General features: G+C 72.1%; 16 protein-coding genes. 8 read left to right on the top strand and 8 right to left on the bottom strand.

Annotated features, from left to right (window positions below):
• The first annotated feature begins 69 nt into the window (after positions 1 to 69).
• Positions 70 to 1,623, top strand: coding sequence for an Rv2231c family pyridoxal phosphate-dependent protein CobC (gene cobC / locus ABZ953_RS24175; protein WP_361727211.1), 1,554 nt, complete (start codon positions 70 to 72; stop codon positions 1,621 to 1,623).
• Between the two features lie 80 nt (positions 1,624 to 1,703).
• Here the strand turns inward: cobC and ABZ953_RS24170 are convergent, their stop codons facing one another.
• Both ABZ953_RS24170 and ABZ953_RS24165 read right to left on the bottom strand, forming a co-directional pair.
• A complete protein-coding gene (locus ABZ953_RS24170; protein ID WP_361727209.1) occupies positions 1,704 to 2,624 on the bottom strand; it encodes an SCO1860 family LAETG-anchored protein in 921 nt (306 codons plus the stop codon).
• Between the two features lie 313 nt (positions 2,625 to 2,937).
• Positions 2,938 to 4,035, bottom strand: coding sequence for an amidohydrolase family protein (locus ABZ953_RS24165; protein WP_361727207.1), 1,098 nt, complete (start codon positions 4,033 to 4,035; stop codon positions 2,938 to 2,940).
• 112 nt (positions 4,036 to 4,147) lie between these two features.
• Here ABZ953_RS24165 and ABZ953_RS24160 point away from each other — a divergent pair, with 112 nt between their 5' ends.
• From ABZ953_RS24160 to thpD, 6 genes are all read left to right on the top strand, one after another.
• A complete protein-coding gene (locus tag ABZ953_RS24160; protein ID WP_361727378.1) occupies positions 4,148 to 5,248 on the top strand; it encodes an aminotransferase class V-fold PLP-dependent enzyme in 1,101 nt (366 codons plus the stop codon).
• Positions 5,249 to 5,368: 120 nt separating this feature from the next.
• On the top strand, positions 5,369 to 5,893 hold the full coding sequence (locus tag ABZ953_RS24155) for a DinB family protein (RefSeq protein WP_361727205.1): 525 nt from the start codon (positions 5,369 to 5,371) through the stop codon (positions 5,891 to 5,893).
• Positions 5,894 to 6,266: 373 nt separating this feature from the next.
• Positions 6,267 to 6,818 (top strand): diaminobutyrate acetyltransferase, encoded by a 552-nt coding sequence (ectA, locus tag ABZ953_RS24150; RefSeq protein WP_361727203.1) that lies wholly within the window; start codon positions 6,267 to 6,269, stop codon positions 6,816 to 6,818.
• A 64-nt stretch (positions 6,819 to 6,882) separates the two neighbouring features.
• The gene (ectB, locus tag ABZ953_RS24145) at positions 6,883 to 8,154 is read left to right on the top strand and encodes a diaminobutyrate--2-oxoglutarate transaminase (protein WP_361727201.1); all 1,272 of its coding nucleotides are present in this window, start codon (positions 6,883 to 6,885) and stop codon (positions 8,152 to 8,154) included.
• A 55-nt stretch (positions 8,155 to 8,209) separates the two neighbouring features.
• Positions 8,210 to 8,614 carry an ectoine synthase gene (locus tag ABZ953_RS24140; RefSeq protein WP_361727199.1) on the top strand — a complete coding sequence of 135 codons (405 nt, stop codon included), beginning with the start codon at positions 8,210 to 8,212 and terminating at the stop codon, positions 8,612 to 8,614.
• Between the two features lie 51 nt (positions 8,615 to 8,665).
• Complete coding sequence (gene thpD, locus ABZ953_RS24135; RefSeq protein ID WP_361727197.1) at positions 8,666 to 9,565, top strand: ectoine hydroxylase; 900 nt, start codon at positions 8,666 to 8,668, stop codon at positions 9,563 to 9,565.
• A gap of 85 nt (positions 9,566 to 9,650) precedes the next feature.
• Here thpD and ABZ953_RS24130 read toward each other — a convergent pair whose 3' ends face one another.
• On the bottom strand, positions 9,651 to 10,712 hold the full coding sequence (locus ABZ953_RS24130; protein ID WP_361727195.1) for an alkene reductase: 1,062 nt from the start codon (positions 10,710 to 10,712) through the stop codon (positions 9,651 to 9,653).
• Between the two features lie 168 nt (positions 10,713 to 10,880).
• Here ABZ953_RS24130 and ABZ953_RS24125 point away from each other — a divergent pair, with 168 nt between their 5' ends.
• Positions 10,881 to 11,402: a MarR family winged helix-turn-helix transcriptional regulator gene (locus ABZ953_RS24125; RefSeq protein WP_361727193.1), complete on the top strand. Its 522-nt coding sequence runs from the start codon at positions 10,881 to 10,883 to the stop codon at positions 11,400 to 11,402.
• A gap of 15 nt (positions 11,403 to 11,417) precedes the next feature.
• On the opposite strand, the gene ABZ953_RS24120 is transcribed toward ABZ953_RS24125, so the two are convergent.
• From ABZ953_RS24120 to ABZ953_RS24100, 5 genes are all read right to left on the bottom strand, one after another.
• Positions 11,418 to 12,449: a maleylpyruvate isomerase family mycothiol-dependent enzyme gene (locus ABZ953_RS24120; RefSeq protein ID WP_361727191.1), complete on the bottom strand. Its 1,032-nt coding sequence runs from the start codon at positions 12,447 to 12,449 to the stop codon at positions 11,418 to 11,420.
• On the bottom strand, positions 12,446 to 13,072 hold the full coding sequence (locus tag ABZ953_RS24115; protein ID WP_361727376.1) for a sigma-70 family RNA polymerase sigma factor: 627 nt from the start codon (positions 13,070 to 13,072) through the stop codon (positions 12,446 to 12,448). Before ABZ953_RS24115 ends, ABZ953_RS24120 begins: the two co-directional genes overlap by 4 nt.
• Positions 13,073 to 13,143: 71 nt before the next feature.
• Complete coding sequence (locus tag ABZ953_RS24110) at positions 13,144 to 14,211, bottom strand: aminotransferase class V-fold PLP-dependent enzyme (RefSeq protein ID WP_361727189.1); 1,068 nt, start codon at positions 14,209 to 14,211, stop codon at positions 13,144 to 13,146.
• Positions 14,212 to 14,233: 22 nt separating this feature from the next.
• Positions 14,234 to 14,950, bottom strand: coding sequence for a DsbA family oxidoreductase (locus ABZ953_RS24105; protein ID WP_361727187.1), 717 nt, complete (start codon positions 14,948 to 14,950; stop codon positions 14,234 to 14,236).
• A 61-nt stretch (positions 14,951 to 15,011) separates the two neighbouring features.
• Positions 15,012 to 15,434 (bottom strand): helix-turn-helix domain-containing protein, encoded by a 423-nt coding sequence (locus tag ABZ953_RS24100; protein ID WP_361727185.1) that lies wholly within the window; start codon positions 15,432 to 15,434, stop codon positions 15,012 to 15,014.
• Positions 15,435 to 15,472: the final 38 nt, after the last annotated feature.

Below are 15,472 nucleotides of genomic sequence, written 5' to 3'. Positions count from 1 at the left end.
CCCCTGCCGCGCACATCCATCGCCCTCCATCCCCCATCCCCCTCCCTCCCGTACGAAAGGACCCGTCCCATGTCCGGTGCCGGAAAGATGACACCCGCAGAGGACGTCGTTCTCGTCGTCGGCGTCGGCGCCTGTGAGGACGCCCCGGCCCAGGAGGTGCTCGGGCTCATCAGGGACGCGGTCCGCGAGGCCGGCTTCCCCGAGCGGGCGGTCGCGGAGCTCGCGACGGTCGACGTGAAGGGCGAGGAACCGGCGATCGTGCTTGCGGCGGAGCGGCTCGGGGTGCCGCTCGTGACGTACTCGGCACGGGAACTGGCCGGGGTCACGGTGCCCAACCCGACCGCGCGGGCCCGCGCCGCGGTCGGCACGCCGTCCGTGGCGGAGGCGGCGGCGCTGTGCGGCGGCGGCCGGCTCCTCGTTCCCAAGCGCAAGTCGGCGCCCGAAGGACGTCCGCCGATGGCGACGTGCGCGATCGTGGGCCGTCCGCGCGTCACCGCTCCCCCGTCTCCGGCCCACGACCTGCGCCACCACGGGGACGCGGAGGTACGGGACGACGGCGCGGACCTCACCGACCTGGCGGTCAACGTACGGTCCGACACTCCCCCCGCCTGGCTCAAGGAAGTGATCGCCGCGTCCCTCGACGGCCTGGCCGCCTACCCCGACGGGCGGGCGGCACGCGAGGCGGTGGCGGCACGGCACGGCCTCACCCCGGACCGGGTCCTGCTCACCTCCGGCGCGGCAGAGGCCTTCGTCCTGCTCGCACGGGCCCTGAAGGTCCGTCACCCCTACGTCGTGCACCCGCAGTTCACCGAGCCGGAGGCGGCCCTGCGGGACGCCGGGCACGAGGTCGGGCGCGTGCTGCTGCGGGAGGAGGACGGCTTCCGGCTCGATCCCTCCGCGGTGCCGGAGGAGGCCGACCTGGTGGTCGTCGGCAACCCCACCAACCCCACGTCCGTCCTCCATCCCGCGGCATCGGTCGCCGCACTGGCGCGCCCCGGGCGGATCCTGGTGGTGGACGAGGCGTTTATGGACGCGGTGCCGGGCGAACGGGAGGCCCTGGCCCACCGCACGGACGTCCCCGGCCTCGTCGTCCTGCGCAGCCTCACCAAGACGTGGGGCCTCGCGGGGCTGCGGATCGGCTATGTCCTCGCCGCGCCCGACGTCATCGCCGCCCTCGCGCAGGCGCAGCCGCTGTGGCCGGTCTCCTCGCCCGCGCTTGCCGCGGCGCGGGCGTGCGTGGGGCCGCGGGCGCTCGCGGAGGCCGGTCACGCGGCGCACCGGGTCGCCGCGGACCGGGCCCACCTGCTCGCGGGCCTCGCGGAGCTTGCGCCCCTGGGGGTCCGCGCGGTGGGGCCCGCGGAGGGGCCCTTTCTGCTGATACGGGTGCCGGGGGCGGCCGGGGTGCGTGAGCGGCTTCGGGGGCGGGGGTTCGCTGTGCGGCGTGGCGATACGTTTCCTGGCCTGGGGCCTGACTGGGTCCGGGTCGCCGTCCGGGACCGGGGCACGTCGGACCGGTTCCTGGCCGCGCTTGCCCGCGTGTGCGGGTCCGAGCAGGACCGCCGCTCCGCGGCGGAGGCCTCCCACCCACCCACCCGTTTGCCCCGCGACGCACAGCGGGAGTAGGGGCAGGTGGGCGGGACAACCCCGCGGCGTACTGCGGGGCCAGAAGCCAGCCCCGCCCGAGCGCGGCCGCCCGCGTCACCTCACCGGCGGCGTCCCCTCCGCGTCAGCGCCACCGTGCCTCCGCCCGCCGCCAGCAGTGCCAACGCACCGCCCGCCACGTACGGCGTCAGCGAACTGCCGCCGGTTTCCGCCAGGTTGGCCTCCTCCACCCCGCCCTGGGGCTTCGGCTCGGGCTTCGGCTTCGCTCCGTCGTCCTTCGGCGGTGCCGACGCCGGGGTCTCGCAACCCGCCCCGGCCAACCGCACCGTGCCCGTCACCTCCGCGACGTTCAGCTTCAGCGGGTTCACGGACACCGTCAGTTCCAGCGCGGACGCAGCGGCCGTACGTGACGTCACCCGGGTCCTGGAGAGGTCGAGGCGGACCTCGCCGACGCCCGGCACCTTCACCTCGGTCGTTCCTCGGGCGGTCAGCGTGACCTTCTTGCCGAGGACCGTCACCGCGCCGAGCAGATTCGATTCGGCAACGGGCCGCTCGCCCGCCGTGCAGACGGCCTTGGACGTCACCTGGTCGACCTCGACGAGGGAGAGCAGCGGCAGCCCCGGCACGTGCAGCCTGGCCCGCGCGATGTTGCTGTAGCCCTGCGCCGTGCCGCCCCGCACGGTCGCCTTCGCCGTGGCGACGTCCGCGCGCAGCACGCTGAACGGGCGGCCGCCGTCGACTCCGTTCACGTGGGCGGTGAGCGTGGTCTTCGAGGCGCTCGCGGGGGCCCGCACCTCGTTCAGGGCGACCTTGAGCGGGACGTTCAGGGTCTTGTTGAGCAGGGAGACGTTCAGGCCGGTGCGCAGTACGACGGCGTCGGCCCGCCCGCCCCGGTGGCCGTCTCCGCCCGTGGCCTGCGCGGCCCCCGCCCCTGCGAGCGCCGCGGGCCCCGCAGCGAGCGCGGTGACGGCGGCGACGGCGGAGAGGCGGCGTGCGGGCATGCGGAAGGTGTTGCTGTTCAAAGTGGTGGAACCCCCACAAGAGTTACGGGCCACCGGCGGCGTACGCCACAAGGGGACAACACGTGCGCACCGTCCGATGGCGTCGCCCGGATAGGTGAGGGCGACGTCGGAATCTTTACGCACGGAGAGTGAACGGTCAGCAACCTGACGTCAGTTCACCCAAAAGGGCGTTCCCCGTCCCTGCATTCGAATCGCGCGACACACGCGTTCCCCCGCACCACCGGAGCATCCCGCCCGTACCACCGGAGCATCCCGCTCCCCGACTACACCCGCCCCCCGGCCACACCCGCGCCTGGCAGGCGACGGCCGACCCTCACCCCACCACCCGCCCGTTCAGCACCACCCTGCGCGGCGCCGCGAGGACCCGTACGTCCTCCCGGGGGTCCGACGCGTACACCACGAAGTCCGCCGGCGCGCCCTCGGTCAGTCCGGGGCGCCCGAGCCACTCCCGCGCGCCCCACGTCGTCGCCGAGAGCGCGTCAACCGCGGGGATGCCCGCGAGAGTCAGCTCGGCGACCTCAGCGGCCACCAGGCCGTGGGCCAGGGAGCCGCCCGCGTCGGTGCCCGCGTAGATCGGGACGCCCGCGTCGTACGCGGCCCGCACCGTGTCGTAGCGGCGCTCGTGGAGTCGGCGCATATGGGCCGACCAGCGGGGGAACTTCTGCTCGCCGCCCGCGGCCAGGTGCGGGAACGTGGCGATGTTGACCAGCGTCGGGACGATCGCGACGCCGCGCTCCGCGAAGAGCGGGATCGTGTCCTCCGTAAGCCCCGTGGCGTGCTCGATGCAGTCGATGCCCGCCTCGACCAGATCGCGCAGGGAGTCCTCGGCGAAGCAGTGGGCCGTGACGCGGGCGCCCAGGCGGTGGGCCTCCGCGATCGCCGCCCGCACCGCGTCGCGCGGCCAGCACGCCGTCAGGTCACCGGCCTCGCGGTCGATCCAGTCGCCGACGAGCTTGACCCAGCCGTCCCCGCGCCGCGCCTCCCGGGCGACGTACTCCACCAGGTCCTCGGGCTCGATCTCGTGGGCGTAGTTGCGGATGTAGCGCCGGGTGCGCGCGATGTGGCGGCCCGCCCGGATGATCTTGGGGAGGTCCTCGCGGTCGTCGATCCAGCGGGTGTCGGAGGGCGATCCCGCGTCCCGGAGCAGCAGGGCGCCGATCTCGCGGTCGGTGAGCGCCTGCTTCTCCGCGGTGTCGGCGTCGACCGGGCCGTGCGCGTCGAGGCCGACGTGGCAGTGCGCGTCGACCAGGCCGGGCAGGGCCCAGCCGTCGACGGTGCGCATGTCGTCCGCCGCCGCGCCGACGGGGCGGTCGTAGGTCACCCTCCCGCCGACCACCCACAGTTCGTCCCGTACGTCATCGGGCCCGACGAGCACCCGCCCCTTCATGTGCAGCACCGCGTGATCGTTCATGGGCAGCAGCTTAGGAGGCACTCGGAACGCCCGGTACGGGGCCGGTCGGTACGCTCAGTCCGGCAGCCCGAACGAACTCGTGAGCGAAGTGAGCAGTGACGTGAGCAGTACTGTGACGCACCCCTTTCTGGATCTGGCGCCGCTGAGCGCCCAGCACTTCGCCGCCATCGAGGCGCGGGTGGCGGGGCTGCTGGCCACCGAGCAGGACGTCGTGATCATGCAGGGTGAGGCGCTGCTGCCCCTGGAGGGGTGCATCCGGGGCGTGGCGCGGCCGGGCACGACCGCGCTGAACGTGATCACAGGGCCGTACGGCCAGACCTTCGGGAACTGGCTGCGGGACTGCGGCGCGACCGTCATCGACCTCGCCGTGCCGTTCCACACGGCCGTCACCGCCGAGCAGGTGCGCCGGGCTCTCGCCGAGCACCCCGAGATCGACTTCGTCTCGCTGGTGCACGCCGAGGCCGCGACGGGCAACACCAACCCGGTCGCGGAGATCGGCGAGGTCGTGCGCGCGCACGGCGCGCTGTTCATGCTGGACGCGGTCGCCTCGGTGGCCGCGGAGCCGCTGCTGCCGGACGCGTGGGGCGTGGACCTGTGCGTGATCGGTGCGCAGAAGGCGATGGGCGGTCCCGCGGGCGTCTCCGCGGTGTCGGTGAGCGAGCGGGCCTGGCAGCGCATCGCGGCCAATCCGCAGGCGCCGCGCCGTTCCTACCTCTCGCTCCTCGACTGGAAGGAGCGCTGGATCGACGGCGGCCGCAAGGCCCTGCTGCACGCGCCCGCCCAGTTGGAGATGCTCGCGCTCGAGGCGTGCGTGGAGCGCATCGAGACGGAGGGCCTCGACGCTCTGATGGCGCGGCACGCCACCGCCGCGGGCGCCACCCGCGCGGGCGCGCTCGCGTTGGGCGGCGGCTTGGAGCCGTACGTGTACGAGGCCATGGACGCGGCTCCGGTCGCCACCACCCTGCGGGCGCCCTCGGGCGTGGACGCCTCGGACCTCGTCGCGCGGGCGCTCGCCGCGGACCCGGTGCTTCCACTGGTCGCCGGGGGCGGGGCCCTGGCCAAGGAGATGATCCGGGTCAACCACTACGGGCCGGACGCCACCCGTGGCGTGGTGCACGCCTGTCTCGCCGCTCTGGGCGCCGCGATGGGCGAGGCCGGTCTCCCGGTCGACCTGGAGTCGGCCCGCCGCGCGGTGACGGACGCCTGGCGCTGAGCCACGCCGGACGAGGCAGCAGTTCGGAGGACCGTACAGACCACCCCCGGACTGCCGCCTCGTCGACAACCTGTACGAAATCCCTGCGGCCGCCCACCGTCCCGTGGCAACGTGCCTGTCATGAGCACTCTTCCGGACGGCCGCCGCATCCCGCCCCTGACCGCCGACGAACCGGCGATGCTGGCGGGCTGGCTCGATCTGCAGCGGGCCACCCTGGCGCTGAAGTGCGCGGGGCTCGACGACGAGCAGACGCTGCGCACGCCCGTGGAGCCGTCCGGGCTTTCGCTCTTCGGGCTCGTGCAGCATCTCGCCGAGGTGGAGCGGGAGTGGTTCCAGCAGGTGTTCGCCGGGCGTGACGCCAAGCCGCTCTACGAGGGCGAGCCGGGAGGCTTCACCCTGGACCGGACGCGGAGCTTCGCCGAGGTGCTCGGGGTGTGGGAGCGGGAGGTCGCCGTGAGCCGGGAGATCTGTGCGGGGCGCTCGCTCGACGAGACGGGGCGGTTCGACGCGGAGGTGGCGGCTCTCGTGGGCGGCGAGCAGGTCAGCCTGCGCTGGATCCTGATCCATCTGATCGAGGAGTACGCACGGCACAACGGCCACGCGGATCTCCTGCGGGAACGCATCGACGGCGTGACGGGAACGTGAATCGCGCGCGCGTGGACATGAATCGGGCGCGCCTAAAAAGCACTCACCGAACATCATCCGCCAATTCATCCGCGAATTCTCACGAATTCTTTATCAACACAGCATACCGTGTTCTTCTGCCCGCTTTCTCGAGACCTAAACACTAAGATTTCGACAGTACTAATCACCAGAATTCGGACACCTACCGGAGTGGCTGCTTCCGTGTGACGTACTCCACACCGCGCCCGTTTCGCGAAGAATCACCCAGTCAAACACGGACATACCGCCGGAGTTTCATGCGGGCGCGCACCCCCGCGCGATAACATATGAGGCGCGCTGACGTAACCCCTTCCCCCGATGCAATTCCAGAAATTGCTCGGTAAATTCAATCCGCATGACCGCTGCACAAGCCGATCTACCGACCGACCTGCAAGCGAAATTCTTGGAAATGCCTGAGGGGCTGCGACTCGACAGTCCCGCTGTCGCCGACGGCGCCGCCATCTGGCGTATCGCCCGCGACTCCAAGGTGCTTGACCTCAACTCTTCGTACAGCTACCTGCTGTGGTGCCGCGACTTCGCGGCGACCTCCGTGGTGGCCCGGGGCGCCGACGGCGAGCCGGTCGGTTTCATCACCGGCTTCATCCGGCCCGAGCACCCGGACACCCTCCTCGTCTGGCAGGTGGCCGTCGATCACGGACAGCGCGGCCGAGGACTGGCCGGCGCGCTGCTCGACGGGCTGACCGCGAAGGTCGTCGCCGGGCGCGCGCCGCTGACGGTCGAGACGACCATCTCGCCCGGGAACACCGCGTCCGAGCGTCTTTTCCTCTCCTACGCACGGCGCCACGGCGCGTCGGTCGAGCGGAAGACCCTCTTCGACGCGGGTCTTTTCCCGGATGACGGGCATGAGCCCGAGGTGCTCTACCGCATCGGTCCGATCAACCCCTGAGCTTCGCTCCCCCCACACCCGTAACCCCCCACTCCACGCCTTTCCATCTCCCAGGAGATCTGCTGTGACCATCACCCAGCCCGACCTGAGCGTCTTCGAGACCCTGGAGTCGGAGGTGCGCAGCTACTGCCGCGGTTGGCCTACGGTCTTCGACCGCGCGCAGGGCAGCCGCATGTACGACGAGGACGGCCACGAGTACCTCGACTTCTTCGCCGGAGCCGGTTCACTCAACTACGGCCACAACAACCCGGTCCTGAAACGCGCACTGATCGACTACCTGGAGCGCGACAGCATCGTCCACGGTCTCGACATGTCGACGACCGCCAAGCGCGCCTTCCTGGAGTCGTTCCAGAACATCATCCTGCGCCCGCGCGACCTGCCGTACAAGGTCATGTTCCCGGGCCCGACGGGCACCAACGCCGTGGAGTCGGCGCTGAAGCTGGCCCGCAAGGTCAAGGGCCGCGAGTCGATCGTGTCCTTCACGAACGCCTTCCACGGCATGTCGCTCGGCTCGCTCGCGGTGACCGGCAACGCCTTCAAGCGGGCGGGCGCCGGCATCCCGCTGGTGCACGGCACGCCGATGCCGTTCGACAACTACCTCGACGGCCGCACGCCCGACTTCATCTGGTTCGAGCGCCTGCTCGAGGACTCCGGCTCGGGCCTGAACACCCCGGCGGCCGTGATCGTCGAGACGGTCCAGGGCGAGGGCGGCATCAACGTGGCGCGCGCCGAGTGGCTGCGCAAGCTCGCCGACGTGTGCGAGCGCTGGGACATGCTCCTGATCGTCGACGACATCCAGATGGGCTGCGGCCGTACCGGCGCGTTCTTCTCCTTCGAGGAGGCGGGCATCACGCCGGACATCGTGACGGTGTCGAAGTCCATCAGCGGCTACGGCATGCCGATGTCGCTGTGCATGTTCAAGCCGGAACTCGACGTGTGGGAGCCGGGCGAGCACAACGGCACGTTCCGCGGCAACAACCCCGCGTTCGTGACGGCCGCCGCCGCCCTGGAGACCTACTGGACCGACGGCCCGGCGATGGAGAAGCAGACCCGCGCCCGCGGCGAGCAGGTCGAGCAGGCGCTGGCCGCGATCGTCGAGGAGAACCGTTCGGCCATCAAGGAGTGGCGCGGCCGCGGTCTGGTCTGGGGCGTCGAGTTCCTGGACAAGGCCCGCGCGAGCGCCGTGGCGAAGCGGGCCTTCGAACTGGGCCTGCTCATCGAGACTTCCGGCCCCGAGGGCGAGGTCGTCAAGCTCCTTCCGGCGCTGACGATCACCCCCGACGAGCTGGACGAGGGGCTGCGCACGCTGGCCCGCGCGGTCCGCGAGACCGCCTGACCGAAAAGCGACCCGGCAGCCCCCGGCACCGTAAGAGAAAAGGAACCAACTCACCGTGATCGTCCGTTCGTTCAAGGACATAGAAGGCACCGACCGGCATGTGAAGGCTGCTTCGGGCACCTGGGAGAGCAAGCGCATCGTTCTCGCCAAGGAGCGGGTGGGCTTCTCCGTCCACGAGACCATCCTGTACGCGGGTACCGAGACGTCGATGTGGTATGCGAACCACATCGAGGCCGTCGTCTGCACCAAGGGTGAGGCGGAGCTGACCGACGACACGACCGGCGAGAAGTACACGATCACGCCGGGCACCATGTACCTGCTCGACGGGCACGAGAAGCACACGATGCGGATCAAGGAGGACTTCCACTGCATCTGTGTCTTCAACCCGCCCGTCACGGGTCGTGAGGACCACGACGAGAACGGCGTGTACCCGCTGCTCACGGAGCCGGACGCGGACTGACGCCACCTACATCCCGAACAGGGCCGTACGAGAGGAGAGGCAGGCAACACCATGACCACCGCACCCGAACGCACCAGTGACCTGTACCCGACCCGTGGCGCCGAAGAGGTGCTGATCGAGCGCAAGGACCCCGTCGTGTGGTCCGAGCCGGGTACAGCGGGGCCGATGACGGCCGGGGATCTGGCCGGGTTCGAGCGGGACGGTTTCCTGGCGATCGACCAGTTGATCACCCCGGACGAAGTGGGCGTGTACCACGCCGAGCTCGAACGGCTCATGAACGATCCGGCGATGCGCGCGGACGACCGCTCCATCGTCGAGCCGCGCACGCAGGAGATCAGGTCGCTCTTCGAGGTGCACAAGATCAGCGAGCTCTTCGGCAGGCTGGCGGCGGACCCGCGGGTCGTCGGCAGGGCGCGGCAGATCCTCGGCTCGGACGTGTACGTCCACCAGTCGCGGATCAACGTGAAGCCGGGCTTCGGCGCCTCCGGGTTCTACTGGCACTCGGACTTCGAGACCTGGCACGCGGAGGACGGCCTGCCCAACATGCGGACCGTCTCGGTGTCGATCGCGCTGACGAAGAACTACGACACCAACGGCGGCCTCATGATCATGCCGGGGTCGCACCGGACGTTCCTCGGCTGTGCGGGCGCCACGCCGGAGGACAACTACAAGCGGTCGCTGCAGATGCAGGACGCGGGCATCCCGTCGGACGGCACGCTCACGCACCTCGCATCCGACTACGGCATCCGCCTGTTCACCGGTGAGGCCGGCTCGGCCACGTGGTTCGACTGCAACGCCATGCACGGCTCGGGGGACAACATCACCCCGTACCCGCGCAGCAACGTCTTCATCGTGTTCAACAGCGTGGAGAACACGGCGGTGGAGCCGTTCTCCGCGCCGGTGCGGCGGCCCGACTACATCGGGGCGCGGGACTTCACCCCGGTGAAGTGACGCAGTGAAGTGACGCAGTGAAGTGACGTAGTAGGCACGCGAGTTCGGCCCGGCTCCCGGTGGGAGCCGGGCCGTTCGCCGTGGGTCACAGCGCCGCGTAGTCCGTGTAGCCCTTCTCGGTGCCGCCGTAGTAGGTCGCCCGGTCCGGTGTGTTGTACGGGCCTTCGGTGCGAAGGCGGGCCGGCAGGTCGGGGTTGGCGAGGAACAGCGCGCCGAAGGTGATGATGTCCGCGGTGCCGTCCTCGATCAGCGCCAGCGCGTCGGGGCCCGTGGGGCCCTCGCTCCGCGGGTTCAGGACGAACGTGCCGCCGAAGTCCCGCCGCAGCCGTACGGTGAGCTCGCGGACGTCCCCCACCTCCATGACGTGCAGATACGCGAGGTCAAGGGCGGCCAGTTCCTTCGCGAGCGCGGTGTACACCGGCTCCGGGTCGGGTTCGGAGATGCCGTTGGCGGGGTTGCCGGGCGAGACGCGGAAGCCGGTGCGGTGCGCGCCGATCTCCGCGGCGACGGCCGCGGCCGCCTCGACGGCGAAGCGGATGCGGTTCTCGACCGTGCCGCCCCATGCGTCGGTGCGGTGGTTGGAGCCGGGCGCGAGGAACTGGTGGATCAAGTAGCCGTTGGCGCCGTGCAGTTCGACCCCGTCGAAGCCCGCGTCGACGGCGCCGCGCGCGGCGGCGGCGAAGTCGGCGACGGTGGCGCGGATCTCGTCGCCGGTCAGCTCGCGCGGGGTGATGAAGTCCTTCGGGCCTTCGGCGGTGTAGACCTGCCCCTCGGCGGCGACGGGCGAGGGGGCGACGTTGATCAGGCCGTCGGGCAGCAGGACGGGGTGGCCGACGCGGCCCGCGTGCATGAGCTGGGCGAAGATCGTGCCGCCCGCGGCGTGCACGGCGTCGGTGACCTTGCGCCAGGCGGCCACCTGCTCCGCGCTGTGCAGGCCCGGGGTGTCGGGATATCCCTGGCCGACCACAGAGGGCTGGATTCCCTCGGTGACGATCAGCCCGGCGGAGGCGCGCTGGGCGTAGTACTCCGCCGTCAGCTCCGTGGCGACACCCCCCTCACCGGCGCGGCTTCGGGTCATCGGGGCCATGGCGATGCGGTTGCGGAGTGTGCGGCCGGACAGGTCGATGGGGTCGAACGCGGTGCTCATCAGGGACTCCCGGGCTAATTTATGTGGTCGGCCAATTAATTGGCCTTAGGCCACTGTAACCCATTCCTTGGCCGACCAAGGTAAACTTTTCGAAGACGTATCACGCACGACATCCGCGGCCCGGCGCAGCAGCCGGACCGGGCCTGCGACGACCGACAGGAGCCCCAGATGAAGGCCGACACCGCGCAGGCCCCGCCGGCCGACCCCGTCTGTACCCCCGGCGCGTCCGGTGTCGCCGCGGCCGGTCCTGTGAGTCTCACCGTCAGCCGGGTGGCCCGGCTGCACCGCATCGCCGCGGGCAAGGTCCTCAAGGAGCTCGGCCTCTACCCCGGCCAGGAGTTCGTGATGATGCACCTGTGGGAGGCGGGCGCGGTGCGGCAGGCCGAGCTGATCAAGGCGGTCGACCTCGACCCCTCGACGGTCACGAAGATGCTCCAGCGCCTGGAGCAGGCCGGGCACGTACGGCGCCGCCCCGACCCCGCCGACCGCCGTGCGGTACTCGTCGAGGCCAGCGCGGCCAGTTGCGGTCTGCTGGCCCAAGTAGAGCGTGCCTGGGCGGAGTTGGAGGGTCATACGCTGGCCGGTCTGGACGAGGGTGAACGCGCGGACCTCGCCAGGCTGCTCGCCAAGGTTGAGACGAACCTCTGCAAGGAGACCGAGGACTGCCCGGAGCGCAAGGGTCGTCCGTAGGGCGTGCCCCCGGCCCTACAGCCACGCCAGCGAGGCCGCCCGGGTCAGCACGCGCCGGGCCGCGGCGGCGTCGCCCGACATGCCGCGCGGCACCTGGTCCGGCGTGCGCCTGCCGCCCACCAGCAGACAGAAGTCGACGGGGTCGAGGACGAGTTCGGCCCGTACCGGGTCGTCCGCGCTGCCGAGCACCCATTCGGTCTCGCCGCCCTCCCCCGAGACGGTGAGCGCGACGGGCGCCGCCCGCGGGCCGAGGGCGGGACCGAGCAGCCGGACGGCAAGGCGTACGAGCTGCCACAGGTGCGGGGGCGGCGGCGGGGGCACGACACGGTCGAGCGCGCCGCCGATGTCGTCGGCGTGCACCCAGGTCTCGAAGGCCCGCGCCAGGAAGTGGTCGGCGACGGGCAGCCGCATCCCCGCGACGTCTGTGGCGCGGGCGGCCCGTTCGGCGTCGTGGGCGGCCCGGGACGAGAGCAGCCCGGCGGCCTGCGCCCGCCACGCGGAGACGGTCTGGGCGGGGGTGCGGGCCCGCTCGCGACGGATCACCTCGCGGGTCCGCGCCTCCCACGCCGTACGCCACGGTGTGCCGTCCGGTGTGCGGGAGACCGGCGCCCGCGCGTGCGGGCCCGCTCCCACGTGCCGGGCGAGCGGTTCGTCGGCGGCGATGAGATGGGCGACGGTGTCGTGCACGTCCCAGTCGTGCACGACCGGCGTGCCCCAGGGGCCGCGCTCGTCCAGCTCCGCGAGCAGCGCCTGCAGTCCGGCGACCGCCGCGGCGTAGGGCGCCGCGTGCGGGGCGGTGCGCAGGGCGGGGGCGCGGGTCCGCAGGGCCAGCGAGAGGCCGTGCTCCGCGGGGGGCGCGGACGGCGCGGGGTCGGGCACGGCGGGGCCGTCCAGGTGGCGCACCGTGGCCCGCAGCCGGGCGGCCTCCGCGGTACAGGGCCCGCACTCGCGGAGGTGTCGGCCGACCTCGGCCTCGTCGCCCGGCATCAGGGCGTGCACGGCCCAGGCGCCGAGCAGGTCACGTACCGTCTCGTGGTCGGTCGTCATGGGCGTTCACCTCGCAGGGGTGGGTCCGCGAGGGTCTCGGCCAGGGTGCGCAGGGCCGTCCTCAGGCGGGTCTTGGCGGTGCCTTCGGGGATGCCGAGTTCGACGGCGGTCTGCCGGTAGGTGCGGCCCGCGAAGTAGGCCAGGTGCACCACCTGTTGCTGGGGCAGCGGGAGCCGGGCGACGGCGGAGTGCAGGAGGAGGGAGCGCTCCTGCTCCAGTATCGCCTCGTCCGGGGCGGGCGCCGGTGCCGGGGCCGCCCGCAGGGCCGCTTCGTCGGCGTGCACGGCCTTGCGGTGGCGTTCCTCGCCGCGCACCCAGTCCACGGCGCGCCGGTGGGCGAGCATCGAGAGCCAGCTGCGCAGGCTGCCCCGGCGTACGTCGAAGGCGTAGGGCCTGCTCCACAGGTGGGCGAAGACCTCCTGCGCCACGTCCTCGGCGGCGGTGTGGTCACGGGTGACGCGCGTCGCGACGCGGCGGACGAGCGGGCCGTACGCGGCGTAGGCCTCGGCGAGGGCCGCCTCCTCGCCGTAGACGAGGCGCCGGTGCAGTCCCGCGTCGGCGGGGGGTCTGCCGGGTCCGGCCCGCAGGTCCGACGTGCTCGGCTCCTCGAAGGACGGCTCCATCGGCACCACCACCTCGCGCGGGCCACCTCGTTGCGCCAAGCCTGGCGCCCCGGGGCCCGTCGCGCCAGGCTTCAGCCGGACAGGACGTCGAGGAGCCGGTCCACGTCCGCCTCCGTGTTGTACAGATGGAACGTCGCCCGCAGGAGTCCCGCCCGTGCCGAGGTGAGGATGCCCGCACGGGCCAGCTCGGGGGCGCGCTCCGCCAGTCCGGGCACCGAGACGATGGGGGTGGTACCCGGCACCGGGGCGTGGCCGAGATGCGCGAGTCCGGCGCGGTAGCGGGCGGCGAGTGCCGTGTCGTGGGCGTGGATCGCGCCGATGCCCGTCTCCTCGACGAGGGTGAGCGCCGCGGCGGCGCCGTGGTAGGCGAGGAAGGGTGCGGGCTCGTCGAACCGGCGGGCGTCCGGGGCGAGTTCGGTGAGCGGGCCGTAGGTGGAGTGCCAGCCGTCCGCCGACGCGAGCCAGCCGCCGTGCAGTGGCACGAGGGATTCCTGCGTCTCCTCGCGCACCGTCAGGAACGACACTCCGCGCGGGCAGAGCAGCCATTTGAAGGCCCCGGTCACGGTGTAGTCGTAGGCGCCCGCGTCGACGGGCAGCCAGCCCACCGCCTGGGTCGCGTCGAGCAGCGTGCGCGCGCCGTGGGCCGCCGCCGCGGCGCGGATGGCCGCGAGGTCGGCGGTGCGGCCGTCGGCGGACTGGACACAGGAGAAGGAGACGAGCGCGGTCGTCGGCGCCATCGCCTCGGCGAGCCCGTCCAGCGGCGCGTACCGCACCTTCAGGTCGCCGCGGACCACGAAGGGGTTCACGATCGACGCGAACTCGCCCTCGGGCAGCAGGACTTCGGACCCGGCGGGCAGGGAGGCGGCGATCAGCCCCGCGTGCACGGCGACGGAGGTGCCGACGGCCACCCGGCCGGGTGCCACCGAGACGAGCCGGGCGAAGGCGGCCCGGACCGCGTCCACCACCTCGAAGTCGCCGGGGCCGCCCGCCCGTCCCGCGCCGTTCTCGGCGGCGAGCGCGCAGACCGCCTCGATGGCGCGGCGGGGCAGCAGACCGCAGACGGCGGTGTTCAGGTAGGTCGACGCGGGCGCGAACTCGGTGCCGCCGCCTATCGCGCCATTGATCCCCATGGACTCCATGGGGATCAACCTATGCGGCGGTTCAGGCCTGCGGAACCGCGCATCCGTCGGGCCCGCAGGCGTCGCCGCCTTCGGTGTGGGCGAGGGTGGTCAGCGGCGCGCGGTCGCCCCACGCCTGCTCCAGGGCCTGGGTGAAGACCTCGGCGGGCTGGGCGCCGGAGATGCCGTACTTGCGGTCGAGGACGAAGAACGGCACGCCGTTGGCGCCCAGCTCGGCGGCCTCGCGCTCGTCGGCGCGGACGTCATCGGCGTACCGCTCGGGGTCGGCGAGGACGGCCCGCACGTCGCCCTCGTCAAGACCCGCCTCGACGGCGAGCTCCACGACGCGCGCCTCGTCCGCGAAGACGGACCGCTCCTCGGCGAAGTTCGCGCGGTACAGCAGGCCGATCAGCTCGTCCTGCCTGCCCTGCTCCGCGGCGAAGTGCAGGAGGCGGTGCATGTCGAAGGTGTTGCCGTGGTCGCGGCCCTCGGTGCGGTAGTCGAGGCCTTCGGCGGCGGCGTTCTCCCCGAGCCGCCGCTCGCCCTCGCGGGCCTGCTCCTCGCTCATGCCGTACTTCTGCATGAGCATCGGCAGCACGAGCCCGGTCTCGCCCTTGGCGCGAGAGGGGTCCAGCTCGAAGGAGCGGTGCACGACCTCGACGCCGTCGCGGTGCGGGAAGGCGGCGAGCGCCTTCTCGAAGCGGGCCTTGCCCACGTAGCACCAGGGGCAGGCGATGTCGCTCCAGATCTCGACGCGCATGTGTGTGGCTCTCTTCAGGTCGTACGTGGGGTGGACGCGGAGGCGGCCTCCGCTCCCGACGTCAACACCCGCGTGATGCGTCGCATTCCTCCGGCCCGCGAGAGGGCGTCGACGGCCCGTCGTCCCCCGCCCCGAACCTCCCTGTGTTCCCCCTGATCCAGGTGCGCAGGTGGGCCAGGGGCTCCAGAGCGCCGCGGCCCAGGTCGGTCAGTTCGTATTCGACGCGGGGCGGGACCTCCGCGTAGACCGTGCGCCGGACCAGTCCGTGGTCCTCCAGGCGGCGCAGGGTCTGGGTGAGCACCTTGGGGCTCACCCCCTCCAGCTTCCGGCGCAGCTCGCCGAAGCGGCGCGGGCCGTCCTCCAGGGCGGTGATCGCCAGGCCCGTCCACTTGTTGACGAGCAGCTCGAAGATCGCGCGGCCGGGGCAGAGCAAGCCGTAGATGTCGTGGCGGGTGTGGTGCTCGCCGAGGTCCTGACCAGTCATGGTTTCCAAAATATAGTTGGGGCCCTTGCGGGTGATCA

The organism is Streptomyces sp. NPDC046465 (assembly GCF_040646035.1).
Taxonomy (GTDB): domain Bacteria; phylum Actinomycetota; class Actinomycetes; order Streptomycetales; family Streptomycetaceae; genus Streptomyces.
This window is presented reverse-complemented; position numbering and strand designations above follow the sequence as displayed.